21 protein-coding genes and 1 tRNA gene are annotated in these 24,179 nt (G+C 42.6%); 4 read left to right on the forward strand and 18 right to left on the reverse strand.

Annotated features, from left to right (window positions below):
- Window positions 1-97: 97 nt before the first annotated feature.
- The 3 genes from betA to betI form a co-directional block, all read right to left on the reverse strand.
- A complete protein-coding gene (betA, locus tag KKH3_RS11800; RefSeq protein WP_039359768.1) occupies window positions 98-1,777 on the reverse strand; it encodes a choline dehydrogenase in 1,680 nt (559 codons plus the stop codon).
- 19 nt (window positions 1,778-1,796) lie between these two features.
- Window positions 1,797-3,269 (reverse strand): betaine-aldehyde dehydrogenase, encoded by a 1,473-nt coding sequence (betB, locus tag KKH3_RS11805; RefSeq protein WP_039359771.1) that lies wholly within the window; start codon window positions 3,267-3,269, stop codon window positions 1,797-1,799.
- 68 nt (window positions 3,270-3,337) lie between these two features.
- Window positions 3,338-3,925: a transcriptional regulator BetI gene (betI, locus tag KKH3_RS11810; RefSeq protein ID WP_039359774.1), complete on the reverse strand. Its 588-nt coding sequence runs from the start codon at window positions 3,923-3,925 to the stop codon at window positions 3,338-3,340.
- Window positions 3,926-4,282: 357 nt separating this feature from the next.
- Between betI and KKH3_RS11815 the strand changes: the two genes are divergently transcribed.
- The 3 genes from KKH3_RS11815 to KKH3_RS11825 all read left to right on the forward strand — a co-directional run bounded on the left by KKH3_RS11815 (window position 4,283) and on the right by KKH3_RS11825 (window position 7,479).
- The gene (locus tag KKH3_RS11815; protein ID WP_039359776.1) at window positions 4,283-6,316 is read left to right on the forward strand and encodes a choline transporter; all 2,034 of its coding nucleotides are present in this window, start codon (window positions 4,283-4,285) and stop codon (window positions 6,314-6,316) included.
- Window positions 6,317-6,532: 216 nt separating this feature from the next.
- Window positions 6,533-7,171, forward strand: coding sequence for an RpiB/LacA/LacB family sugar-phosphate isomerase (locus KKH3_RS11820; RefSeq protein WP_039359779.1), 639 nt, complete (start codon window positions 6,533-6,535; stop codon window positions 7,169-7,171).
- Between the two features lie 218 nt (window positions 7,172-7,389).
- Window positions 7,390-7,479: transfer RNA gene (locus KKH3_RS11825), tRNA-Ser, on the forward strand.
- 262 nt (window positions 7,480-7,741) lie between these two features.
- Here KKH3_RS11825 and phoH read toward each other — a convergent pair.
- The 3 genes from phoH to KKH3_RS11840 form a co-directional block, all read right to left on the reverse strand.
- A complete protein-coding gene (gene phoH, locus KKH3_RS11830; RefSeq protein WP_039359782.1) occupies window positions 7,742-8,530 on the reverse strand; it encodes a phosphate starvation-inducible protein PhoH in 789 nt (262 codons plus the stop codon).
- Between the two features lie 519 nt (window positions 8,531-9,049).
- Window positions 9,050-9,565 carry a flagella biosynthesis regulatory protein FliZ gene (gene fliZ, locus KKH3_RS11835; RefSeq protein WP_039359785.1) on the reverse strand — a complete coding sequence of 172 codons (516 nt, stop codon included), beginning with the start codon at window positions 9,563-9,565 and terminating at the stop codon, window positions 9,050-9,052.
- Window positions 9,566-9,768: 203 nt separating this feature from the next.
- Window positions 9,769-10,491, reverse strand: coding sequence for an RNA polymerase sigma factor FliA (locus tag KKH3_RS11840; protein ID WP_014915881.1), 723 nt, complete (start codon window positions 10,489-10,491; stop codon window positions 9,769-9,771).
- Window positions 10,492-10,954: 463 nt separating this feature from the next.
- Between KKH3_RS11840 and KKH3_RS11845 the strand changes: the two genes are divergently transcribed.
- Window positions 10,955-11,998 (forward strand): glycosyltransferase, encoded by a 1,044-nt coding sequence (locus KKH3_RS11845; protein WP_234991573.1) that lies wholly within the window; start codon window positions 10,955-10,957, stop codon window positions 11,996-11,998.
- 68 nt (window positions 11,999-12,066) lie between these two features.
- Here KKH3_RS11845 and KKH3_RS11850 read toward each other — a convergent pair whose 3' ends face one another.
- From KKH3_RS11850 to KKH3_RS11905, 12 genes are all read right to left on the reverse strand, one after another.
- Window positions 12,067-12,909, reverse strand: coding sequence for a WcbI family polysaccharide biosynthesis putative acetyltransferase (locus KKH3_RS11850; RefSeq protein ID WP_039359789.1), 843 nt, complete (start codon window positions 12,907-12,909; stop codon window positions 12,067-12,069).
- A gap of 80 nt (window positions 12,910-12,989) precedes the next feature.
- On the reverse strand, window positions 12,990-14,177 hold the full coding sequence (locus KKH3_RS11855; protein WP_039359791.1) for an acyl-CoA reductase: 1,188 nt from the start codon (window positions 14,175-14,177) through the stop codon (window positions 12,990-12,992).
- Complete coding sequence (locus tag KKH3_RS11860) at window positions 14,161-15,243, reverse strand: LuxE/PaaK family acyltransferase (RefSeq protein WP_039359793.1); 1,083 nt, start codon at window positions 15,241-15,243, stop codon at window positions 14,161-14,163. Before KKH3_RS11860 ends, KKH3_RS11855 begins: the two co-directional genes overlap by 17 nt.
- A 2-nt stretch (window positions 15,244-15,245) precedes the next feature.
- Window positions 15,246-16,652 (reverse strand): AMP-binding protein, encoded by a 1,407-nt coding sequence (locus KKH3_RS11865; RefSeq protein WP_039359796.1) that lies wholly within the window; start codon window positions 16,650-16,652, stop codon window positions 15,246-15,248.
- Window positions 16,642-17,331: an MBL fold metallo-hydrolase gene (locus tag KKH3_RS21350; protein WP_052201331.1), complete on the reverse strand. Its 690-nt coding sequence runs from the start codon at window positions 17,329-17,331 to the stop codon at window positions 16,642-16,644. The genes KKH3_RS11865 and KKH3_RS21350 overlap by 11 nt, the downstream gene beginning before the upstream one ends.
- 4 nt (window positions 17,332-17,335) lie before the next feature.
- Window positions 17,336-18,379, reverse strand: a complete 1,044-nt coding sequence (locus KKH3_RS11875) for an N-acetylneuraminate synthase family protein (protein WP_200802243.1) — start codon at window positions 18,377-18,379, stop codon at window positions 17,336-17,338.
- 15 nt (window positions 18,380-18,394) lie between these two features.
- Window positions 18,395-20,176: a thiamine pyrophosphate-binding protein gene (locus tag KKH3_RS11880; RefSeq protein WP_039359801.1), complete on the reverse strand. Its 1,782-nt coding sequence runs from the start codon at window positions 20,174-20,176 to the stop codon at window positions 18,395-18,397.
- 19 nt (window positions 20,177-20,195) lie between these two features.
- On the reverse strand, window positions 20,196-20,669 hold the full coding sequence (locus KKH3_RS11885) for a 3-hydroxyacyl-ACP dehydratase FabZ family protein (protein ID WP_039359804.1): 474 nt from the start codon (window positions 20,667-20,669) through the stop codon (window positions 20,196-20,198).
- Between the two features lie 2 nt (window positions 20,670-20,671).
- Window positions 20,672-20,917, reverse strand: coding sequence for a hypothetical protein (locus tag KKH3_RS11890; RefSeq protein ID WP_039359806.1), 246 nt, complete (start codon window positions 20,915-20,917; stop codon window positions 20,672-20,674).
- A gap of 107 nt (window positions 20,918-21,024) precedes the next feature.
- Window positions 21,025-21,684, reverse strand: a complete 660-nt coding sequence (locus KKH3_RS11895; protein WP_159440283.1) for an acetyltransferase — start codon at window positions 21,682-21,684, stop codon at window positions 21,025-21,027.
- A 185-nt stretch (window positions 21,685-21,869) separates the two neighbouring features.
- On the reverse strand, window positions 21,870-22,937 hold the full coding sequence (locus tag KKH3_RS11900) for a class I SAM-dependent methyltransferase (protein ID WP_039359809.1): 1,068 nt from the start codon (window positions 22,935-22,937) through the stop codon (window positions 21,870-21,872).
- Between the two features lie 119 nt (window positions 22,938-23,056).
- Window positions 23,057-24,160, reverse strand: a complete 1,104-nt coding sequence (locus KKH3_RS11905; protein WP_039359812.1) for a DegT/DnrJ/EryC1/StrS family aminotransferase — start codon at window positions 24,158-24,160, stop codon at window positions 23,057-23,059.
- Window positions 24,161-24,179 lie beyond the last annotated feature (19 nt).

Raw genomic sequence — 24,179 nt, forward strand, 5'->3', positions numbered from 1 at the left:
GTAATGGTGCGGAAGGCGTTTGTTTGTCAGATTGTGTATAGCAATGAAAAGTATGGACCGCACTTTCTCTACGGTCCATCTGGCTATGCAGGAAACGTCACGAGGCTGACTTCAGCGGCGTTTTTCTCACTGGGGTATTTCCGGAAACGTAGTAGCGCGCTTTGCTGCGCGGCAGCGGCTGACGACGGCGGATTCGGTCGGCAATTTTCTCAGCAATCATGATGGTTGTTGCGTTCAGGTTACCCGTAATAATTTGCGGCATGATGGAGGCATCCACCACACGCAGCCCTTCCATACCATGAACCCGGCCTTGTCCATCGACCACCGCCATCTCATCCTCTCCCATCTTACAGGAACAAGAGGGATGGAATGCTGTCTCAGCGTGGGTACGGATAAACTCGTCCAGTTCCTCATCAGTCTGAACCTCCAGCCCTGGGCTGATTTCTCGTCCACGGTATTTATCCAGTGCGGGCTGCGCCATGATTTCACGCGTAATGCGGATCGCATCGCGAAATTCCTGCCAATCCTGATCCGTCGACATATAGTTGAACAAGATGCTGGGGTGCTCGCGGGCATCTTTGGATCGCACCTGTACACGCCCCCGACTGAGTGAACGCATAGAGCCGACGTGCGCCTGAAATCCGTGTTCTTTCACCGCGTTACTGCCATTGTAATTAATCGCGACGGGCAAGAAGTGGTATTGAATATTCGGCCAAGCGAACTCATCCCGGCTGCGAATAAAGCCCCCCGCTTCAAACTGGTTGCTGGCTCCAACGCCAGTGCCGCTGAACAGCCATTCTGCCCCGATTTTCGGCTGATTAAACCATTGCAACGCGGGATAGAGCGATACCGGTTCTTTGCAGGCGTATTGCAAATACATTTCCAGGTGATCCTGTAAATTCTCACCGACGCCGGGCAAATCGTGCACGACGGGAATGTCGAGACTTTGAAGCAGAGCTTTCGGTCCTACACCGGAACGTTGCAGGATCTGCGGCGAGGCGATCGCGCCAGCACAGAGCAACACTTCGCGGCGTGCCTTCGCCGTCTCCGCACTGTCGCCTTTAAAGTAAGCCACGCCAACAGCACGTTTTCCATCAAAGAGAATTCTGTCGGTTAAGGCATGCGTCACGATGGTTAGATTTTGACGACCTTTCGCCTGATCCAAATAGCCTCTCGCGGTACTGGCGCGCCGCCCTTTCGGCGTGACAGTCCTGTCCATCGGGCCAAAACCTTCCTGCTGGTAGCCGTTAAGGTCGTCTGTACGCGGATACCCTGCCTGTACGCCCGCTTCGACCATCGCATGAAACAGTTCGTTGTTTCCCATCTTCGGCGTAGTCACCGAAACCGGGCCAGTCGCACCATGATAGTCGTTCGCCCCAACATCCCGCGTTTCCGCTTTACGGAAATACGGCAGGCAGTCAAGGTAACTCCAGTCTTCCAGACCCGGCATGGTCGCCCAGTTATCGAAGTCCATTGCATTGCCGCGAATGTAGCACATGCCGTTAATGAGTGATGAACCACCCAGCCCTTTGCCGCGGCCGCATTCCATACGGCGATTATTCATGTGAGGTTCTGGATCGGTTTCATAAGCCCAGTTATAGCGTTTCCCCTGCAATGGGAAAGCTAATGCGGCGGGCATTTGCGTGCGGAAATCCAGCCGATAGTCTGGGCCACCCGCCTCAAGCAGTAGCACGCTCACGTCGCTTTCTTCTGTTAAACGCATTGCCAGCACATTGCCAGCGGAACCCGCTCCGATAATGATGTAATCGTATTCCATTAGGTTTTCTCCCCTTCGTTTAAAATACCGAGCGGAATTCACCCAGTTCAACCTGTACAGCTTTAATTTGCGTATAGTGTTCCAATGTTATTATGCCGTTTTCACGTCCGACACCCGAATGTTTGTAGCCGCCCACAGGCATTTCGGCCGGCGATTCTCCCCAGGTGTTAATCCAGCAAATGCCCGCTTCAAGCTGGTGAATAACCCGATGTGCCCGATTCAGATCGCAGGTCACGATGCCAGCCGCCAGTCCATACTCGCTTTGATTGGCGCGACGGATAACCTCATCCTCATGCTGATACGTCAAAATACTCATGACCGGACCAAAGATCTCCTCTCTCACAATCGTCATGTCATCCCGGCAATCGGTGAACACCGTAGGCGCAACGTATGCGCCTTGCGCATACTTCTCGTCAGCCATCGGTTCGCCGCCCACCAGCACGCGAGCGCCTTCACGTTTTCCGCTTTCGATGTAACGCAGTACGGATTCTCTGTGCGGAAAGCTGACCAGTGGACCAAAGTTCACCTGCTCGTCAACCGGATCGCCAATACAGATGCGCTGAACGCGCGCCAGAATTTTTTCCTCAAACTGTGCCTGCAATGTCTGAGGAATGAAGACACGTGTGCCGTTAGTACACACCTGGCCTGAGCTGAAGAAATTCGCCATCATGGCGATGTCCGCCGCCTTATCCAGATCGGCATCATCAAAAATGATCAGCGGTGATTTTCCGCCTAGCTCCATCGTGACGTCTTTCAGCGTCGAACCTGCGGCATTGGCCATTACGGTTTTCCCACTGGCGATCCCCCCAGTGAAAGAGACTTTGGCAATCCCCGGATGCGTGGTCAGCGCCTGACCAACAGATTTCCCCGTTCCCGTCAGCACGTTGAAAACGCCAGCCGGTAATCCAGCCTCGGTATAGATTTCCGCCAGCTTCAACGCCGTGAGTGACGTGACTTCGCTGGGTTTGAAGATCATCGCATTGCCTGCCGCCAGCGCAGGGGCAGATTTCCACAACGCGATCTGAATAGGGTAATTCCAGGCACCGATACCCGCGACCACGCCAAGCGGTTCACGACGGGTATAGACAAATGAGGTATCGCGCAGCGGGATCTGCTGCCCTTCCAGCATAGGAATCAGCCCCGCGTAGTACTCCAGAACATCCGCGCCGGTCACGATATCGACGGTACGTGTTTCCGAGAGTGGCTTGCCGGTGTCGTGCGTTTCGAGTAACGCGAGCTCATCGTTGCGCTCGCGCAGGATATCCACAGCACGGCGTAAAATGCGCGAACGTTCCATCGCCGTCATCGCCGCCCATACCTTCTGCCCTGCGGTTGCTGCATTGACCGCACGGTCAACATCTGCGGCAGTGGCCGACTGAATTTGGGCAATGATCTCGCCATTCGCGGGGTTCACCGCATCAAACGTATCGTCACCCGTGCTATCGACATACGTACCGTTGATATAAAGCTGTTGTAAACCGTAGTGAGACATAAACTCTCCTGTCTGATGACTGCCTAAACACACGCTCCAGGCAGTGAAGGCAAAATGATAAAGAAGGATTACGCGCGGGCGAGTTGCTGCTCGATATAAGCGTAGGTAATGCCCAGCGCATCTTCGCGGTTGAAGGCGTCATGGCTTAGCGCACCACGCAGCCATAGCCCATCGATCAGACCTGCCAGCCCTTTTGCCGCAATACGCGCGTTGTCCTTCGACAAGCAGCGGCTGAATTCAACACACAAATTGGAGTAAAGTCGCCGATCGTTAACCTGCTGTAGCCGATGGAGCATGGGGGAATGCAGACTACTGGCCCAGAACGCCAGCCAGGTTTTCATCGCCGCGCTATTCGTCTGGCTATCATCAAAATTCCCCAGAACTATCGCCCGCAAACGTGCGCGAGGCGTATTTTCTGCCAGGTTCATCAGTCTTGATTTCACCGCCAGCCCCAGATGACTAATCAGATAGCGCATCGTCGCTTCCAGTAAGCCATTTTTATCGCGGAAGTAATGACTGATAATCCCATTCGACACTCCGGCACGTCTGGCAATCTGTACGATTGAGGCATCATGCATCCCCACATCATTAATCGCGGCCAGCGTCGCTTCGATGAGTTGCTGCCGTCTGATGGGCTGCATTCCGACTTTAGGCACCGCACTTCCCCTTCATTTTCTTTCCGCCATTTTTGTGTGATAAATCACAGTGAACGACGGTGATTTGTGATCCGATTTGTCTTATTAAACTTTTTTTTGATTGAACGTTCAATAAAAAATGAATATCTTTTATTGCTGAAAGGTTAAAAATATGTATCGATTATCATGAAAACTGGTGTAAGTTCAGACGATAACTCCACCTTAAAAAGAATAATTTCTTTTTTGTTCTGACGACCATCTTCAACGGAAAGCGTACTCAGCGGATGTCCTGCACCGTGTGTTTGGTATGATATGCGCTAAGCGCGCTTCGTGGAGAGAGGGGTCGGAGTACTATTTCACGCAACGCAAGGGATAACCATGCCAGCCTCAGAAACCACTACCCAACAGGATCGCCTGAATCCTGTCGTGTTCTACACATCAGCGGGATTAATCCTGACCTTCTCGCTGATGACCATGTTGTTTAACAAAGAAGCGAATGCCTGGATTACCCACGCGCTTAACTGGGTTTCCGCCACATTTGGTTGGTACTACCTGCTAGCCGCCACGCTCTACATCGTTTTCGTCATCTTCATTGCGTCATCACGGTTTGGGTCGATCAAGCTCGGGCCAGAACAGTCGAAGCCTGAATTTAGCCTGATGAGCTGGGCAGCCATGCTGTTTGCGGCGGGGATTGGCATCGACTTAATGTTCTTTTCCGTTGCGGAACCCATTACGCAATATATGATGCCGCCGGAAGGACAGGGACAGACGATAGAAGCGGCACGGCAGGCCATGGTTTGGACGCTGTTTCACTATGGGTTAACCGGTTGGTCAATGTACGCGCTGATGGGTATTGCTCTTGGCTATTTCAGCTACCGGTATAATTTGCCGCTGACGATTCGCTCTGCCCTGTACCCTATCTTTGGTAAACGTATTAATGGCCCGATTGGTCACAGCGTTGATATCGCGGCCGTGCTCGGAACTATCTTCGGTATCGCTACCACGTTGGGCATCGGCGTCGTTCAGCTTAACTACGGGCTGAAAGTCCTGTTCCAGATCCCAGAGAATCTCACCGTTCAGGCCTCGCTTATCCTGCTTTCCGTGATCATGGCGACAGTTTCCGTAACATCCGGCGTCAATCGCGGTATTCGCTTCCTCTCCGAGCTGAACGTCCTGCTCGCACTGGGCCTGATTCTTTTTCTGCTTTTCTGGGGTGATACCGAATTTCTGCTAAACGCGCTGGTGCTTAACGTGGGAGATTACATCAATCGCTTTACCGGCATGACGCTTAACAGCTTTGCCTTTGATCGCCCGACAGAATGGATGAATAGCTGGACGCTGTTCTTCTGGGCTTGGTGGGTCGCATGGGCACCGTTTGTCGGGCTGTTTCTGGCTCGTATCTCACGCGGCAGAACGATTCGCCAGTTCGTCGTCGGCACGCTGATCATTCCGTTTGTCTTTACACTACTGTGGCTCTCCATTTTCGGCAACAGCGCGCTTTATCAGGTGCTCCACGGTAATCTGGATTTTGCCAATGAAGTCATGCAGCACCCAGAACGTGGATTCTATAGCCTGCTGGCACAGTATCCGGGCTTCAGTCTAAGCGCATCTGTCGCGACGATTACCGGCTTACTGTTTTATGTCACCTCTGCCGACTCCGGTTCACTGGTGCTGGGCAACTTCACCTCTCGCCTTGGCGACATTAACAATGATGCGCCAAACTGGCTGCGGGTTTTCTGGTCAGTCGCGATTGGCCTGCTCACGTTGGGTATGCTGATGACAAACGGTGTATCAGCATTGCAGAACACCACCGTGATCATGGGGTTACCGTTTAGCTTTGTGATGTTCTTTATTATGGCGGGATTGTATAAATCACTGCGGGTTGAGGATTACCGTAAAGCGAGTTCCCTACAAACATCGGCACCAATACCAATATCAGGCGACGATCGTCTGAACTGGAAGCAACGGCTCTCACGCGTCATGAATTTCCCTGGCACAACGCATACGCAAAAAATGCTGGATAACGTCTGTAAAGTCGCTATGGATGATGTCGCGCGCGAACTGCGCCTGCGAGGCACCAGCGTTGAAGTCAACGACTTGCCGCCTGTTGCAGATGAACGCCTGAACCATCTCGAACTGTTGGTTGATTTGGGGGATGAACAGAACTTTCTTTACCAGATTTGGCCACAGCGCTATAGCGTCCCGGCGTTTACCTACCGCGCCCGCTCGGGTAAATCAGATTATTACCGCCTTGAAACCTTCCTGCTGGAAGGGAGTCAGGGGAATGACCTAATGGATTACAGCAAAGAACAGGTAATTAACGACATTTTGGATCAGTACGAACGACACCTGAACTTTCTTCATCTTAATCGAGAGGCTCCAGGCAATACGCTGACCTTCCCTGACGCATAGTCCCCTACTCTATGGCGCTGAAATACAGCGCCATTTTTCAATATGTTATGCATTTATTATCCTTATTCTTTCATCCTCTTTTTCCTGAATCTATGGACTGTGCCGCATTCTTTGCTTCGACGATTTGCGCTTTATTTTTGAAACGGTATACTGCACACATCAATTTGAAATACAGTTTTAAAAAATGTATTTGTCCGTCACAAAAAAGGAACGAACATGAAAATTGCACTGATTAACGAGAACAGCCAGGCTGCCAAAAACGCCATCATCGCCGAGTCTTTGACCAAAGCGGTTGCACCGTTGGGCCACACTGTACACAACTACGGTCAATACGCCGTTGAAGATGCAGCGCAGCTGACCTACATCCAGAACGGTATTCTGGCAGCTATCCTGCTGAACTCTGGCGCGGCTGATTTCGTTGTGACCGGTTGCGGCACTGGCCAGGGCGCAATGCTGGCTTGTAACTCTTTCCCAGGCGTAATTTGCGGTCTGGTTGTTGACCCGTCTGATGCTTACCTGTTCTCTCAGATCAACAACGGTAACGCTGTATCTGTTCCTTACGCTAAAGGCTTTGGCTGGGGCGCTGAACTGAACCTGGAAAACCTGTTTACCCAGCTGTTCAAAGAAGAAGGCGGCCGAGGCTATCCGAGCGATCGCGTTGCTCCTCAACAACGTAACAAAAAAATCCTGGATGCCGTAAAAGCAGTGACCTACAACGATTTGATCACCATCCTGAAAGGCCTCGATCAGGATCTGGTTAAAGGCGCGGTTGCTGGTCCTAAATTCCAGGAATACTTCTTCGCTAACAGCAAAGACGAAGCACTGACCAGCTACATCAAAACGCTGCTGGCATAATCGTCCGATAGCTGACAAAAAACCACAGGCCATCATGGTCTGTGGTTTTTTTATGCCAATTATCTACTCGCTTTGCCTACATTTTAACGACACGGTTACGCGGACTATCCTTTACCGTTCAATGCTTAGCCATACGCACCGTTCGCGCTAAATACTGCTTGACCGAATCCAGACGACTCCCTATAGTAGCGCCCCGTTGCCCCTTGTAGGCAACCCCCGGTGAGGTGTCCGAGAGGCTGAAGGAGCACGCCTGGAAAGTGTGTATACGTGAAAACGTATCAAGGGTTCGAATCCCTTCCTCACCGCCATATAAAAGAAAACGCCCTTAACTTACGTTAAGGGCGTTTTCTTTTATATCGTTGGAACGGATGAGAAGCGTTGACAGGGTTCGACAAAACGACAGGAGTGGCGTTTTGGACCGCCAACAGCGGCCCGCAGGGCGAGCGGCAGGACGCCGCGAGTCAATCCATCGACATGTACATGCCTGAGACTAAAACGCCCCTGATTTGCATCAGGGGCGTTTTTTTATGCTGAAGGCACAGGAACTTTCATTCCCATACCACACAGACATCAGCCATAGGCATGGAGCGTACGCTGGCACAACGCCGAGCGCACGCAGTCCTCTTTACCGAAAGAGACTACGCCGATCATGTCATCCTCAACAAAACGCTCCAGTGCATCGCGCAGCCCGGATTTAACCCCGGATGGCAAATCACACTGCGTCACATCACCATTGACGATAACCGTGACGTTTTCGCCTAAACGCGTCAGGAACATTTTCATTTGGTTCACTGTCACGTTTTGCGCCTCATCCAGAATCACAACCGCATTTTCAAACGTCCGTCCGCGCATATACGCAAAAGGGGCAATTTCGACTTTGGCGATTTCCGGCCGCAAACAGTACTGCATGAAAGAGGCTCCCAGTCGACGCAAAAGTATGTCGTAAACCGGGCGGAAATAAGGCGCAAACTTCTCCGCAATATCTCCAGGTAAAAAGCCAAGATCTTCGTCAGCCTGTAATACTGGCCGCGTAACGATAATACGTTCAACCTCTTTATGGATTAGTGCCTCCGCCGCTTTCGCAGCGCTCAGATACGTTTTACCACAGCCAGCTTCACCCGTAGCAAAAATCAACTGTTTGTTTTCTATCGCAGACAAGTAATGTTCCTGGGCAGCAGTACGAGCTTGAATAACGGAATTATCACGATTTTCGCGCGCCATCCCGATTGCTTCAATCCCGCCCATGTGTACCAGAGAAGTGACCGATTCTTCCTCACGCTGACGATGGCTACGTGACTCACGACGGATAACGCGTTTTGCTTCACGACGCGCTTTGATCACTGCTTTTTGTCTTCCCATAGTGGCACCTTACAGTTTGTTTCACTTACCGCACTGCTCTGCAGCGCGTGACGTTTAACTCACTAACGAGGTTAGGCTTCCTTATTAAGCCGATAGCGGACGGAGAATACGCATGATTTATCCACGAGCCGAGTGGAAAACAGATCGGGCGTTCATGGATAGAAAAAGAAAATAAACGGAAAGTTTGGGTAACAAGAGAATGGCGCAGTGTTGAAAATATGTGGGAGAAGAGTCCCTCGCATCGGCGAGTCAGCAGAATAGAATCTTGACATCGACTATAAAGTCCGAAAAAGGACATTACCATTCGCGTTCCTCACTGTGACAACAACTATTCCACTGAATAATGATTGACCGCATCGTAGAACTACCGCTAACCATTGCCTAAAAATTAGTGCCGAATGATTTCAGTATTATGACAGTGCAATAATTTGCCCCTGCAATGCAAGCATTTTTTACACTGTCATAACATTTACGTCTGGTTAGTATCCCATGGTTTGGCAATGTCAGCGCTTATGCGCGTCAGAAATGCCGCTGCCAATCCAGATATTGATCGTATTTTCGTAAAGCGCTGCGGTAAATATTTTGCTCAATACCGGGAAGATAATCACATACGCGTTGCTGCACTCCATCACGGTGCCGGGAAAAGGTTTCTGTGGGATAATTATTGGCAGCCAACAGTTCGTCCAGGCGCCGCAGGCGAATGACATACTCGCGCATCGTGCTATGGCGAACTTCAGTCTGCTCAATCAGATACTGTGTGAAAGCTTTAATATCGAAATAGCTAGCAGTGGTATTGCATAATATTTCGCTACAAAAGCGGCAAAGTGGGATTAACTCCTGTTGCAGACCGGCCCATATTTCGTCGTCGATAAGCCTATCGATACTGCCGATCGATTTCTTATTGATAAGCTGATTGCGAAATACGAGTGAAACGCGGTCAAGCTCTTTATCACACTGGGAACAGTTGGTCTGTCTGTGTTTGAAGTCTTTCAGATAACGGCTTAGGAGCTGTTTCTTCCGAATTGATGTGTGCATGAATCCATTCCATGACAATATATAACGTCAGTGTGAAGCGATAGCATCATTCATTACGTCAGAGAATCTGGCGTGCTAAAAACAGGTGACATTAATCATGTAAATACTGATGCAAGATGCGCATCAATATTCAAAATTGTCATAATCCTGCGGCTTCAGTGACTGAAGATATACTTTGATAACAGTATTCCTACGCAGCGCAATTAAACATCGTTCATTAATTTCACGCGCAGGCGCTTTATCGCCTGGCTATGCAACTGACTGACTCTCGACTCCCCGACTTCAAGAACGGCACCGATCTCTTTCAGGTTCAACTCTTCCTGATAGTAAAGCGTCAGCACCAACTTCTCGCGCTCTGGCAGGCTTTCAATCGCATCCATTACTCGATGACGCAAATTGCCTTCCATCAGTTGATGCAATGGATTCGCATCTTCATTGCCTTCCAATAACGCCTCTGCGCTGTCACCATGTTCTTCACGCCATTCATCGTAAGAGAAAAGCTGGCTGTTATTGGTATCCAGCAATATCTGACGATAATCTTCAAGCGTGATATTCAGGGTCTGCGCAACTTCCTGCTCCGTTGGAGTACGACCGAGCTGCTGTTCAGCCTGTTGCATTGCTTGTGCCACTTCCCGCGCATTACGCCGTACACTGCGTGGAGCCCAGTCACGACTGCGTAATTCATCCAGCATCGAACCACGAATTCGTTGGACGGCATAAGTGGTAAACGCCGTACCTTGTAACGAATCATAACGTTCAACGGCGCTTAGCAAACCGATACCGCCAGCCTGAAGCAGATCGTCAAGCTCAACACTCGCGGGGAGACGAACCTGTAAACGCAAGGCTTCATGGCGCACTAGTGGAACATAGCGCTTCCAGAGGGAATTTTTATCCATTGTGCCTTCGGCGGTATACAAATCGCTCACAGTGACAAATACCTACGATGATAATGTTATCGACACTATTATGCTTTTAGGTAGGGTAGCCAATCGCCTGAATAGCGTCAAAAAAGGAGGGCTATTCATGCCATGTATGACAGGATTGAGTAAAGGCCCTGCGGAGAGCAGCACAAACCACTCGTACAAATGGTGCAATGAGACAGCAGATCTGTGATGCATATCTCTTCCTAAGGAAAATTATACTCGCGCAGATCTCGAATAGATAAGCCACTCTTGCGCCTCAAAGGCTCAACAGCCATGTGAAACTTTTAGTGCCAGATAGATATGCCAAAACATTATAATCAGGAATATAGAAGTCTACTACCAGACATTCGCTCTTTTTCTTGTCGCCGATGGCAGCAAGTATCAAATTGTTATCACTGATAAATTAATATAGTATTGAGTAATATCAATCCCTTAAAAATGCGGTGCACAAATGATATCAGTCTGCATGATCGTAAAAAACGAAGCTTTGCACTTAGGCAACGCATTGAAAGAGATTGTAAAATATTTCGACGACATTGTTGTCATAGATACTGGTTCAACTGATGACTCAAGGAATATTGCCAGAAACTTTACTGACAAAGTTTATGACTTTGAATGGATATCAGATTTTTCCGCCGCAAGAAATTATTCGCTGCAATTTGCCAAATATGATTGGATTTTAATTATTGATGCCGATGAAGTGATTAATCAAATTGATATGGCAGTGCTTTCCGAACTCATTAACACGCATCCGACACACGTCGGGACGGTAGAGATCGCTAGCATTACTAATGATGAAACCTCGGAAGAAATAGATTTAATTCAAGAACGTATAAGTCGGCTTTTCAACAAAAAATATTATGAATTTTTTGGCATTATCCATGAGCAGATTTGCAAGAAAAATACTGGAGAAGCACCAGATGGACGATTTAATGCACCACTATCGTTCATACATACTGGTTACACAAAAGAAATCATAGAAAGTAAGAATAAGATCGATCGCAATATAACGTTACTCCAACAGGCCATCGATAAAACAAGTAATGACGCTTATTTACATTACCAGTTAGGGAAAAGTTACTATCTGGGGAAGAATTATGAGCAAGCAGCACAAAGCTTCGAAACATCACTACACCTGCAAAAAGATATGTATCAGGATTACAATGAAGTCCTGATTGAATGTTACGGCTATTGTTTAATTAATACAGCACAATATGAGAAAGCACTAGAAATTTTGCAATATGAAAATTTTTGCCCCTCAACGGATTTTATGTTTTTAAAGGCATTAATACTCATGAATAACGCTGATTTTCAGAATGCTATCGATACATTCCAGCTATGTACAAAAATGGGCCCAGGCCGAAAACAAGGCGTTGGAACATATAAGGCCAATTACAACATAGCAGTTATACTTGAGTGTTTTGGTATGAAGTCTGAAGCTCTCGACTATTACCAACGGTGCGGGGATTATAAGCTAGCGCTTGAGGGGATTGTAAGGATTAAAGCGTAATTTATTTAAAAACCAATGGAGCATCCTGTTTTATTAAAACCGACACTCCATTAAAATAATGATGGAATTTAAAAATCCATATACTCATCATTGAGAACATTATAGTAATTTGAGCTAATCAATGCTTTAACCAAATCAGTTCGACTATACTTATCAAAAAATGAATAGTTTATTTTGCAGGCAAGCTGCAATCCAGAATCCCTCATCATATAATAGCTTTGGTCACCGCTACCAAGTCTAGGGGCTCTATAATTATTCAGCAACTCTTGACCATTAAGGTTAAATGTTTCATGAATACCAAATGTATTAAAATGTATTGATTCAAATAATAAACTTAAATGCTTATTACTTGGATGGCTAATGGTTGAAAAACAGTCTTGATCCTGAGACAAAGAGGATAGATAGTAATCTGAGTAATCAAAAATCAGCTTCCCTGAGTCATACAACGCCTTATATTTATCAGTATTTTCTATCAGTGCGGCATATTTTTTATCTTGGGACAAACCAACACTATGGTATTTTTCGATGGCACCTTTATAGTCAAAACCAGAGAGATACAAATGCAGAAACCGATAGTCTACATAAACCATCAGGTCAGGCAACTCTTTATCAAAGTAGGCTAATTGTGGGCTAGATACCCGAGACTCCATAGTAGGTAACATTTTTATATCAAAGTATCTTTCCAGTGCGGAGGTAGAGAAACTCCCCCATCGTTCTGAGTGATACTGCATAAAAATAACATCACAGGACTCTAATTCATGGTAGAAATTTATAACATCAGCTTTCTCTTTTAATTTATAGATTGGTGTATTAAAAATATAGTTATACTCATTACCACTAATATTCTTATTACTTTTCAGCAACTCACCAATAATTTCTAGCTGACAATTTCCAACTAAAGCGACTCTCATAAAAAACCTTTCCATTATATATAACTACATTCTAAGCGCATAAAAACCATTGCGCATAGATTCCCATAAAACTGAAAGCCTTATTGAAAAATCATTTTTCGTGATAGCTCTCGAATCAGGTCGTGCCCATCCCATACTAAGGAGAAATCCATAGATTTCCCCATTGGAACAATTCTATCGACGCCTTTTGGGCTCGACGAAATGAATGTTTCAAAATCTTCTTTATTTAGACCAAGATAAGTGATTGTCTGACATTTATCAGAGCAAACAGGTAAAATTTCCGTTATATCCCGAATAGAGTACTCAAGGAAAAAGCCGCTATTATATTTATGATTTATAATATCAGAGCGCAACGCTTTCAGTTCAACTCTTGTAAGATGATTGGAGCGGTTCTTTATGATTGTCACATCAGAGCACGCCGCAATTTGATAGGATTTAGATAATTTACCAACAGCCTGTACAGGTGAAAGAGGATAGTCTCTGATAGATTTATTCTCAACTCTTTCCCAAAAATCAACCTTTGCTGCTTCAATATTATTTCCAATCCAAAAGACAAATGCTGGGGACGTACACGCATTTTGGTCAGAAAAGTAAGTATCGTTATAAAAATCCCGAACAACCCTTGCTTTATCATCAACAGACAAATAAAAATCAGCATTGATAATTAATATAGAATGCCTGTCAGAAAATGTTATTTCATTTGCTCTTGGTTTCAGCGCTGACTGCCGGATATTAGCAATGGTTTGATCGCCTCCCCAGATCACTCGAGCATCAGCTATAGCAGACAAGCTATCAATAATAGCTCTAACCGTAGGGAATTTCGCCATTAACACATAAGGCTGAATATAAGAAAACTCTTCGGAGGCAAGCTCATTTATAGCATCACAGATAACAGAAACCTGAGGAAATTCTTTAGCTGGCAACCTAATAATATTTGAATTACCAGCTAACAAACCTGCTGCAAAACTAAAAGCAAAGTTAACAGGCACATTAGATGGCGTAGAATGAAAAACGATTCCTTTACCGAATCGTTCAAGAACATCATCGTATTTGTTTTTTTCTTTCAACAATGAGACTCTTCGACACCAAAAAGCAAACGTTATTACATCCGAATAACCTTTAGCTTTTTTCATCAGCAGTGTAGACAGCGCATTCAAAAAAGTAATACTTTTGTCATCAAAAATCCTCATAGCCGGAACATCAGGCATTTTTTTCAGAGTGTTTTCATTTCCGACAACATAAGATATATCGCTAATTTCTTGCTGCATAAGTGTCGCTACACCCTCTGAGTTCTGCATTTTTAAGCCTGCCATTAATTTTGAAATATTTACCTTTCCGGCCACAAAGACAGTTATCGATACCTAATAAAACGCCCTCATCCTCTGTTAGCAAAGAATGTCCAGGATATGATTGTGGTAAAATGGATACAACCTGGATAATTCCAGTTTCACCGGGGCTGCAAACAGAAAAATCAGATGGACGACGAATAATTACATCAGAGTAATTACTGGCATGCAAATGTCCATGCTCACATGCCATATAAATGGATCCGGTTTGCTCGACCATACCGTAGTAATCATGGATATCGCTAAGATTAAACTGCGCTTTTAGCCTATCTTTAAACTCTGCTTGTGAAACAGCCTCAGAAGCCAGTTTTTTCCACCCTCCTCCATGAATCAAACATCCATTTGATAAATCAAGCTTGTCGCCTGATCTGACAAATTCTTTATAAAAATGCTGCCAGACCATAAATGTAAAACCAAAAAGCAGTACTTTCTTTCCTTCATGCTTTTTCAGAAATGCTTTAATCACAGGTAGATTAATGTTCATTTCATCATCTAAAGCATAGGTTCTATCGGTGCCAAAAATAGAAAAACCTAATATACCCGCACCTCTTGCCGAAAACATTGCGCGGTTTTTTACTACAGCTGAACTATCAATGATCAACATCGGCATACGAGAGCTTTCAGTAAAGGAAGAAACGATCTTCACCAGTACCTTTTGTTGATTACTTGCTGTTGTTTTATCCAAATAAATTTTGGATACAGTTTGACCTGTTGTACCTGATGACGTCATCGTTTTGAACACGTCTTCATCAGGAACAGACTTTAATGTTAACTCTTTAAAAAGACTTACAGGCAGAAAGGGAATATCGTAATAGGAATTGATGTTAAGAAGATCAAAGTTTAACGCATCTAAAATATTTGAATAGGGAGCGCAATGTTTATAGTGCAGACGAGTTAACTCCCCCAAGCTACGCGTTAAAAAATCATTTTTTTCCTGCTCCCCCATTGAAAATGGGTTTAAACTCAACACACTCTCAAGATTATTCATTATTATTTCCCAAGTTCGCTATATAATATTTTCCCAGCGTTATTTTTCGGCAAGGAAAAAATATATTTAACCTTGAAAGCAGAGAAATTTATCTTACTTGTTTTAGCAACAAAATCCCTGACATTCTGAATACAATCATTATTCGTAATATAAATATCCATGGCATCATCAATACCACAACAGGCGCAATCGATATCTATAAAGTTAGATTTTATTAAACGCTCAGTTTCATCAAGGTTTACTCTATTACCATATATTTTTAAAAATCTCTTTTTTCGTCCAATGATATAAAAGAAACCATCGTTATCAAACTTTGCAACATCTCCAGTAAGCAATCTCCCTTTGAAGTCATCCCCTTCTGAAAGATCGTCGCGCGAACTGGCATACCCCAGACTTACATTATCTCCATGATAGACAAGCTCTCCTGCGGTTTCAGGTGAGTTTATTAAATTACCGTTTTCATCTATTAAAGAAAATTTTCCGCCAGGAATCGCAATACCCATTGAGCCTATTTTTTCTAACGTTTTATCTGCCGGCAGGTATCCCATTCTTGCTGTAGCTTCTGTTTGCCCATACATCACAAAGAATTTCTTATTATTATCATACGCATATCGGGCAATTTTTTCGTGCAACTCTAATGAGAGCTTCCCACCTGCTTGCGTGAGCGTCTTTAAATTGGGAAGATCCCTTCTCATGAATTTTAATTTATCAAGCATTTCATAAGTGTATGGTACCCCAGCAATAGATGTCACATTGCTCACTTGCAATAGAGTCCAAAATTCCTTTTGCATTAATGTGCTATTCGTTAATACAACACTTGCCCCAATGCTAAAATGTGAATTAATTATGGATAGTCCATAGGTATAATTCATTGGTAGAAGAGTGATTGCGCGATCAGTTTTCGTTATGCCAAGATATTCAACAATCGCTGACGCGTTAGACTCAATATTTTGATAGCTTTGTCTAACTAATTTAGGGCTACCCATCGAACCGGATGTCGTCAACAATAACGCCAGATCGCTGTTTAAAGAATTATTTTTATTATGATGAATATTTGTCTCTAACAATGCGTACCCGTGTCGTAAAAATACGGTTTTATATGAGAATAGCGATTGTCTCTCCACTGGCACATAAATATAATCAGGCTCATAAATATCAATAAGATTGCTCAATAACGTTGAATCAATGTCTTTATCAAGCAGTAATGGAACTGCATCATGTTTTAATGCTGAAACATATCCAACTATCGCGCCCAGACAATTAGAGCACAAACTAAATATTAAAGCACGTTCCCTTATTTTCTCGCCAAGTTCATTACTAAATAAATCTAATTCTTTATAAGAAACTTCGCTACCATTTTCAGTAACAATGGCAGTGTTATGTATGTACTTATTAAAATCAAACAGCATGGATTCTCTCCCCTATGATAAAGCTATCACCATGACCTGGGAAACATACAATATTTTTATCTAGAGAAAAAAAGAAAGGCAATGCTACATCATTATAGCTTTTATGATTTCCACCTGGAAACCTGGTAATGGCCTGGACATCTTTTAATAATGAATCACCAGTAAAAGATATTTTATTATTAACAATAATCGACACGCTTCCTGCTGAATGACCAGGAATTGACGTAATTCTTATTTCATTCCCCTCCCAAAGATAAATAATTTCATCATCAAAAACAATATCAGCCACACATTTGTAAGATGGGAAATTTTTGTTAAATTCTTTAGAGAAATCAGTACCATTAACTTTATCTTGTTCTGCAAGAATAAAAGAAATCAAAATTGGCCGGTTATTTCTTTTATCAAGAATAGATTCTGCACATTTTCTTTGACAGATCAGTGTTGATTTAAATATGGATTTTAGCCAGTTTACACCGGACGTATGATCGGGATGTTCATGCGTTAATAAAATCACAACCTCTTTTACATTGCTATTTTTCAACAATATATAAGCACTTTCAGATTCATGAGGATCAACAACTAATGCAGAACATCTCCCTAATATGATATACATATTAGAGTTAATATACGGAAAAATAAAGCGGTTGATAGTGATATCACCCGCTTGATAATAAGGCATTTGACTACAACGTCCCGCTAATGTCATCTTGGGATATTAACCGATCGGCCTCAACATCTCTGCTTAACACACGTCCAATCAGGCTATCTGTTAATTCCGGAGCAAGACCTGTACCTGGACGCTTAAAATCCATGTCATTGATCGATAATTTGTGTCCTGCTGGTAAATTTCTAGCAAACACTATGCTTCTGCGCATTTTTTTACGCTGTTCATATTCTTCTACTGAGACGACTCGCTCTTTATTGCCCATAGCAGAGAAGACACTATGACAGCCATGAACCAAAACCGCCATTTCTTCTGGTTCGATGGCCATGTTGTTGTCCATTCCCATCTTACTCTTATCCAATGTAAGATGTTTTTCAACGGCACAGGCTCCTAACGCTGTAGCAGCGACCGCCATCTCAGTTCCTAAAGAGTGATCTGAGAAACCAACTGGGTAATCCCTGAATATTTCTCTCAGCCCGATTATGTTATTGAGATTTATTGTCTCTGGTTCAGCAGGATAAATTGAAATACAATGCAATAGAATGATCTTACGATTACCTTGTTTTTCAATAGTATCGATAGCCTTTTTTATTTCATCAAGCTCGGCCATTCCTGTGGAAAGAATGATAGGGACATTCTTGCTCGCAATATATTCAAGATATGGATAATTATTAACATCTTGAGAAGCAATTTTAATATAGGGAACATTGCACTCATTTACTAAAAAATCTACTTCTCCGCGAGAATAAGGAGTAGAAGAAAATGAGATACCTATTTCATTGCAATATTTGGATAATTCTAACAGTTCTGTTTCAGGCAATGAAAATTTTGAGATTATCCGTTTTGCAATAGGATTGCTATCGTAGTAATCCTTTGAGTACAAAGAATCAGTAGACCAGGACTGAAATTTTACACAATCACATCCTGCATCCTTTGCTTTAGTTATCATATCCTTTGCGACGTCAATATTTCCGTTATGGCTTGAATTTACTTCTGCAATAATATACGGTTTTTTATAAGAACCTATTATTTTACCATCCCGTAATAAAATATCTGCCATCATATACCTCGATATATTTTACTGATCAATTGGATCAATAATCATTTCTGATAAAAAGAGCTCTCTTTCCAGGAAAGGAGATTGATCTTCTAAAGGCCTCTGGACAAAGCGCCCTTTCATGTTGCGAACATAAGAGGTATTAATATACTCTTGATCTTCTGGGCTTAAAATTTCACAGAGGACTGGACCTTCACGGTTCAGGACTTCCTGAATTTTTTGATCAACTACATGCGTGTTTTCAATGAACTCATACTGAATATCGAAACAGTTAGCAACTTTTTCGAATTCAGGACAAGAGACACCATTATCAGCATCTGTGCCGACAGTTCTTGTTCTAAATAAATCAACCTGTCTCTTTCTAATAACGGCATAACAGTTATTATTAATTACCAAAATCTTAATAGGTAAATTATTATGTCTAATTGTCTGCAACTCTTGCAAGTTCATCATTATGGAACCATCACCAACAACAGCAACGACTTGTTTCCCTGAACTATAATATGCTCCGATCGCTGCGGGTAATGCGTATCCCATCGCCCCCTGAGATACAGGATGCAAACACTTTTGCTGCTCTTTAAATGAAATGGTTGTTGGCATAATCAACTCTTCCAAACCAGAGTCAGTCACAAAAACCGCATCATTATCCAAATGTGCCGAGAGAACATCGGCTAAATAATACAAATCAACCTTTCCGTCTAATTTATATTTATCTTCGCACTTAGGAAATATATTTTTGTAATGCAAACACTTATCAACCCAGGCACTCCAGCTTGTGTTTACATTTTTGCTGCTAAGTTTATTCAAGAAATCTTTAGCATCAGATAGGATAAGTTTATCTACTGTTAAATTATCCTTTTTATATTCATTTTCATCAATATCAATAGCGATAATTTTCGCACATCTCGCAAATTTATCGGGGTTATTTCCCGTCGTCATCGATGTCATACGAGAGCCAACAATAATTAATAAATCGGCATTCTGCATAGCAAAATTAGCCGCTCTATTCGTCGCCATTGTACCTACAGCACCAATCGACAGTTTTTTATCAGACTTATATATATCCGTAGCTGAGGCTGTATAAACAACCGGTATTGAATACTTATCAACCACTGAATCTAAAACCGCCTCAGCGCCTGCAGAACGAACGCCGCTACCAATCAAGATAACAGGACGTTCAGAAGCAGCTAATGCCTCTAGTAAATATTCGATATCGCCATCAGAAGCGGATAATTTATCTTCATTAAATTCGAGTCGCTTTAGTTCATCTTCATCAACTCGCATATTCTGAATATCGAGAGGAATATCAATCCATACGGGGCCTTTCCGACCAGAGAGAGCCAAGTGAAAGGCCTTATCCAGCTCCATCGCGATACTTTCAGGATCTGAAACCATAACCGCATATTTAGTAATCGGCGTAACCAGACTGATGATATCAGCTTCTTGTTGCCCATAAGTCCTTATAGGCAGCCCAGTATAGGTTACCGTTTCCTTTAATGAATTCTGTCCTGAGATCACAACCATCGGGACGTCATCTTGCCAAGCGCAGAGTACAGGAGTAATGGCATTCGTGGAGGCACACCCTGTAGAAACCAGGCAGGCACCCATTTTATGATTTACCTGAGAATAAGCCATCGCAGCATATGCACCAGCTTGTTCATGATGAACACAGATGCAGTCTAACCCTTCCTGCTTGGCGGCAGCGTCAGACAAATAAAGTACCCCTCGGCCCGTTACCATAAATAGGTGTTCAACCCCTTCCAGGTACAGGCGTTTCATAACATAATCTGCGACGCGAATCATAAAGGTTTCCTAAAAAATATTACTTCGGAAGAAATTTATTCAAAGTATCTGGTACAGCAACAACTAGCTCAATTTGGCACGCTAATTCGCCATGAACAAAGCCGGTAGCTTTCCCACTGGCAATTCCCCGACGATAGGAGTTCAATTCCGCAATAATATCCAAGCGGTTTCCCGGAATTATCTTCTTCTTAAAATCGGCATTTTTAACAGATAAAAAGCCTGTTTTCTTTCCTTTATTTTCAGGAATAGTTAAAAATGTCATTAAAAAAACTTGTGTTAACGTTTCTATTTGAATGAACCCAGGGACAACGGGTTCATCTTCAAAATGGGCAGGAAAAAACCATTCATTATAGGTGAAATTTTTAAACCCTTTCGCACTTTCCCCGGGAATCGCTTCCTCTATTAAATCTAAAAAAAAGCAAGGATAGCGATTTTGCTGATATTTTTGAATTTCAACAGGAGAGAGGTTTCTTAAAATAGAAGACTCACTCATTATTAACCCTCAGAGATTTCAATATTGTATTTACCTAATATCTCGATCCCTTTTTTGAATGAACTCAAATCAACAATGTCGTCAGTATCCAGCATAATGTCAAAGGTATCTTCTATTGCAGCAACCAGTCCCATATGCCCAACAGAGTCCCATGCATCAATGGACTGGTATTTTAGCTCGCTTGCACTTTCCGCTTCAATTTCAAATGTTGTAGCAAATGCGTTGGTATATTTCTCTAGGTTAGTCATATTTTCCTCATAAGATGAAAGAACAAGATTTATGTGTAAATCTTGATTTTAAATAGATGTATTCTGAGTTAAAAAATTAATATACAAATAGGTAAATGAATTGGTTTTTATAAAAAAACCTTGCCCTCATCATTTCCTTTCGTAACACGTGCTGGATTGCCTATTACTACAGAGCATGCCGCAACATCTCTAAATACAGCGGCCCCCATAGATATTATGGCATCATCCCCGACAGTAATTTTTTCTTTAATCGTTGCATGCATTCCAACATAAACTCTATCGCCAAAAACAGATGATCCACCAGGTGCGGAATGGGCGGAGAAAACAGAATGGCTACCAACAACAATATCATGCCCAAGCAAACTGTATGGCTGAATGAGGCAGTTATTACCAATGTTCACATTACAGTGAATTGACGAATACTCACATAAAACACAACCTTCACCTATTATTGCACTGGGTGAGATTCGTGCCGTTGGATCGATCAATGTAGCAATATTCAGTCCATTGCTCTTAGCTTTATTAAAAAGTTTTTCACGTAAAGAAGGTTCGCCGATAGCAATAATAACCTCATAAGCGTCCTTATTTTTCATTATCGAATCAAAGCTAAATACTTTAGCGCCCAGATTTTCGCCATTATTTTCATAGTCATTGATAAAAACAATCTCTGACCAAGATTTTGATTTTATATTTATAGCATTCGCTATATCAAAAAACTCTCTACCCAGACCACCCGAACCATAAATAGCTAACATTTTGTTTTTCATAGAAACACTCAAAGCAAAAATCATTGTGTCAAAAGTGTCTTTTATCTCTATTTAAAATAGATAAAATTTCGTGAATGTCTCTATTTATTTCAGGAAACGATCATGTCATGCCGAATCCTGTAAGACTCTCATATGTTTATCTTCAGAAAAAAGATAGGCATGATAAAAATAGATTATTTAAATCACTATCGAATCTTCATATATAATGTATCACCTTCGATAAAATGATATGCCACTCGAGGATCATTGATTAACTCATCACCAACTTTTTTCGGCCCATCACCAAATGCCCAGTCATAATCATCAATAAGTACCCAACCATTGCTCTTAACAAGAGGAAACCAATTATCAACATCTTTTTTAGCTTCCTCATATTTATGGTTTCCATCTATATGTAGGAGAGCTATTTTTCCCTCTATTTTTACGCATCCGAACTCATCATTACAAATTTCGCCACGCTTCGTAGCGAGCAGATATTCTGAAATTGCTTTCTCAGAAACAGCGCGAATATAAGTTAGATTTTTCTGTCCAGAGTTATGTGCAAGAAAGCCTGAGAAAACACTATCCCAATTAACCTGATCGCGAGAGTCATTGACGAGAGCCACTTTATCATCGTTGCCTTGATCACCACTGAGTTCGCCTTCCCAAGGATCGACGCATACAACACTACCAATTTCATATCGTTGAGCTAACCAAGATAAAGCAAATCCCGATCGACCTAAAAAGGAACCTATTTCAATGATATCTCCTTTAGGTGTGTCCGTAAATATCGAACATAAAGATCTCAACTTAACATTATCACTTTGCCCTGGAATATCATTATATTTTATATATAAATTTGCATACTCATTTTCTTTCAATATCACACCGGAATTAAAATGATTATTTTTAGATATATCCTTTGTTGTTTCCTTAGCCCATGAAAATGCATCTTTTACATTATTAAAAACAGAATCCAATGGGGGCAAATTACAAACTGAATAATCGTATGATATTGTTTCTTTTAATTTATTCAAATACTGCCAGACTACAGTGTGTGGAGAGTAAACATAGTTGATATTATTATGGCGTAGCATATCTTCAAAATCAGACTGAAAAGATTCATCTGTAATATAAGGAAGATGCTGAGTATTGATATCTTTTTTAGTTTCTGAAGATGCATATATGATGTTGCCACCAATGGATCTGGCAAAATTTGCGAACACCTTAGACTCAGGCATATTACTAGGGAAAACTAAAAAATTCAAAACCATATTCACTCTCCAAATAAAATAAAAAGCCAATGAAAGCTTTATTTAAATTAATAATTTAATCTTGCTAGTAAATAAAGACGCAGTGCAAAGATGCTTAACATATATTTATGAAAAACCGATCATTCAAGAATAAACTCGACTATTTTAAATATATCTTCTTCAGATAAGTCAGGGTAAATAGGAAGACATAATACATTATCAGAAATATTCACTGCACTAGGTAATAAACGTTCCTCTGCCGAGTCCAGACCTCTGTACATAGGAAATGAGCTAATCAGCGGATAAAAATAACGCCGCGAGAATATATTCTTTGTTTTTAAATGCTCATAAATCTCGTCTCTCTTTTTAGGAAAAGAGTCAGACAAAAATATAGGAAAGTAAGAATAATTCCAAGTAACATCATGTGGAATATTTATTATTTTAATTCCCGAGACTTCTTTTAAAAGTTCAGCGTATAAATTATAAACTTCTTTTCTTTTATTCAGCGCGACATCGATATGTTTAATCTGTAGCAATCCATATGCAGCCTGTATTTCATTCATCTTACCGTTGATGCCAGGTGCAACAACCGTGACCTCATCAGCAAAACCAAAATTTTTAAGATAATCGATACGTTTTTTTGTCTTCTTATCAGGGCATATAATAGCACCGCCCTCAACAGTACTGAAAACTTTAGTTGCATGAAAACTTAGAATAGATAGGTCGCCATGATTCAAAATACTGATATTGTTTTTTTTCACGCCAAATGCATGGGCGGCATCATAGATAACTTTCAGTCCATAGTTATCTGCAATCGCTTGAATACGTTCAACATCGCAAGGAATACCATAACAATGCACAGGCATAATAGCTGAAGTGTCAGAAGTAATCGCTTGCTCAATCTTATCAGGATCGAGGTTGCACGTAAGAGGGTCAATATCGACAAATACGGGTTTTAGTCCATTCCATAAAAGCGAGTGTGAAGTCGCGACAAAGGAATAAGGAGTAGTAATGACCTCACCGGTAATACGCAATGTCTGCAATGCAGTTAATAGAGCCAAAGTACCATTTGAAAAAAGACTGATATACTCGACTCCTAAGTATTTGGCCAGTTCTTGCTCAAGCTGCTCATGTAGAGGTCCACCATTCGTTAATCTTTTATTTTCCCATATTTTTTCCAAATAAGGAATAAACTCCTCAAGCGGAGGAAGCAGTGGACTGGTGACATATATTTCATTTTTCATAAACAGCCCTTAATATAAT

Origin of the sequence: Pectobacterium actinidiae, from assembly GCF_000803315.1 — a bacterium.
Lineage (GTDB): Bacteria > Pseudomonadota > Gammaproteobacteria > Enterobacterales > Enterobacteriaceae > Pectobacterium > Pectobacterium actinidiae.

What these genes read in the sequence shown, in the direction of transcription:
- betA (WP_039359768.1), bottom strand. Translation starts at nt 1,777, where the DNA reads ATGGAATACGATTACATCATTATCGGAGCGGGTTCCGCTGGCAATGTG.
- betB (WP_039359771.1), bottom strand. Translation starts at nt 3,269, where the DNA reads ATGTCTCACTACGGTTTACAACAGCTTTATATCAACGGTACGTATGTC.
- KKH3_RS11815 (WP_039359776.1), top strand. Translation starts at nt 4,283, where the DNA reads ATGCCAGCCTCAGAAACCACTACCCAACAGGATCGCCTGAATCCTGTC.
- KKH3_RS11820 (WP_039359779.1), top strand. Translation starts at nt 6,533, where the DNA reads ATGAAAATTGCACTGATTAACGAGAACAGCCAGGCTGCCAAAAACGCC.
- phoH (WP_039359782.1), bottom strand. Translation starts at nt 8,530, where the DNA reads ATGGGAAGACAAAAAGCAGTGATCAAAGCGCGTCGTGAAGCAAAACGC.
- fliZ (WP_039359785.1), bottom strand. Translation starts at nt 9,565, where the DNA reads ATGCACACATCAATTCGGAAGAAACAGCTCCTAAGCCGTTATCTGAAA.
- KKH3_RS11845 (WP_234991573.1), top strand. Translation starts at nt 10,955, where the DNA reads ATGATCGTAAAAAACGAAGCTTTGCACTTAGGCAACGCATTGAAAGAG.
- KKH3_RS11850 (WP_039359789.1), bottom strand. Translation starts at nt 12,909, where the DNA reads ATGAGAGTCGCTTTAGTTGGAAATTGTCAGCTAGAAATTATTGGTGAG.
- KKH3_RS11855 (WP_039359791.1), bottom strand. Translation starts at nt 14,177, where the DNA reads ATGCAGCAAGAAATTAGCGATATATCTTATGTTGTCGGAAATGAAAAC.
- KKH3_RS11860 (WP_039359793.1), bottom strand. Translation starts at nt 15,243, where the DNA reads ATGAATAATCTTGAGAGTGTGTTGAGTTTAAACCCATTTTCAATGGGG.
- KKH3_RS11865 (WP_039359796.1), bottom strand. Translation starts at nt 16,652, where the DNA reads ATGCTGTTTGATTTTAATAAGTACATACATAACACTGCCATTGTTACT.
- KKH3_RS21350 (WP_052201331.1), bottom strand. Translation starts at nt 17,331, where the DNA reads ATGCCTTATTATCAAGCGGGTGATATCACTATCAACCGCTTTATTTTT.
- KKH3_RS11875 (WP_200802243.1), bottom strand. Translation starts at nt 18,379, where the DNA reads ATGATGGCAGATATTTTATTACGGGATGGTAAAATAATAGGTTCTTAT.
- KKH3_RS11880 (WP_039359801.1), bottom strand. Translation starts at nt 20,176, where the DNA reads ATGATTCGCGTCGCAGATTATGTTATGAAACGCCTGTACCTGGAAGGG.
- KKH3_RS11885 (WP_039359804.1), bottom strand. Translation starts at nt 20,669, where the DNA reads ATGAGTGAGTCTTCTATTTTAAGAAACCTCTCTCCTGTTGAAATTCAA.
- KKH3_RS11890 (WP_039359806.1), bottom strand. Translation starts at nt 20,917, where the DNA reads ATGACTAACCTAGAGAAATATACCAACGCATTTGCTACAACATTTGAA.
- KKH3_RS11895 (WP_159440283.1), bottom strand. Translation starts at nt 21,684, where the DNA reads ATGAAAAACAAAATGTTAGCTATTTATGGTTCGGGTGGTCTGGGTAGA.
- KKH3_RS11900 (WP_039359809.1), bottom strand. Translation starts at nt 22,937, where the DNA reads ATGGTTTTGAATTTTTTAGTTTTCCCTAGTAATATGCCTGAGTCTAAG.
- KKH3_RS11905 (WP_039359812.1), bottom strand. Translation starts at nt 24,160, where the DNA reads ATGAAAAATGAAATATATGTCACCAGTCCACTGCTTCCTCCGCTTGAG.